Origin of the sequence: Winogradskyella bathintestinalis (assembly GCF_030407435.1) — a bacterium.
In the GTDB taxonomy this organism is placed as follows: Bacteria; Bacteroidota; Bacteroidia; order Flavobacteriales; family Flavobacteriaceae; genus Winogradskyella; species Winogradskyella bathintestinalis.
Genome location: NZ_JASDDK010000031.1, coordinates 1 through 807, shown reverse-complemented (window position 1 = coordinate 807; position 807 = coordinate 1). Strand labels below are relative to the sequence as shown.

Below are 807 nucleotides of genomic sequence, written 5' to 3'. Positions count from 1 at the left end.
AACGTGTTTGTGTATGATTTCGTTGCGTGTTTAAGCATTAAAGTTAGCAAATAAATCACAGATAGAAAGTCCGCGAGGACTTTCGTAAGTAAGCTATAACTAGCAATGAATTATACACGGTGTTGTAAAACGTTTTTTATTCGTTCAAATATTTATATAATGCTTATCGCAATATTTTGTTTTTTTATAGGTTTCTTGAAAATTCTAAATACCAACGGTAATCTTGCATTCCAAACTTTTAGACTATCTAGATTCTTAAAATCAATCAGATAATTTCCACTTTCGGGAATGTCGAGAACTTTTATTTTTTTCGCTAAATATCCACATTCATAAGATTGAATTCTCCATTGCGTATCTCTAGGATTAATTATTCGTCCAGTTTTAATATTCGTTAGGGTGAAAGTAAAATTTTCTACTTCAACGTCCCAACCTCCAAGAACATACACGCTAAATATTCCAACGTGTAATTCTATAACTCTGTTTGAGTCACATATATTAATTGGGTATCCAAATTCCACATTTCGAATATCTGTTTGTATTATTTCAATAGTTTCTGGAACTTTACTTCTATGCAGAAATCCTGAAATTTTCTTGTCAGGTGCAAGTTGTTCATAATTAGTCTTAATATATGGTCTTGCTCCATCACTTGGTTTAAATTCAGTTTGTAAATATTCAATTTCCTGATTATCCAATTCACGTACTGTTCCGTCTTTTTCAACATAAACATATTCAAAATTTGCTTTGTTCTTATTCAAGAATTGTGAGTTTTAAATGAAGTTCAGGTTTTTTTTAAATGTTTTACAACGT

The 807-nt window shown here is 30.2% G+C and carries 1 protein-coding gene; it reads right to left on the bottom strand.

Features of this window, described 5'->3' with window-relative positions:
• Positions 1 to 152: 152 nt before the first annotated feature.
• On the bottom strand, positions 153 to 755 hold the full coding sequence (locus tag QMA06_RS16425) for a hypothetical protein (protein ID WP_290208000.1): 603 nt from the start codon (positions 753 to 755) through the stop codon (positions 153 to 155).
• Between the last annotated feature and the right edge of the window lie 52 nt (positions 756 to 807).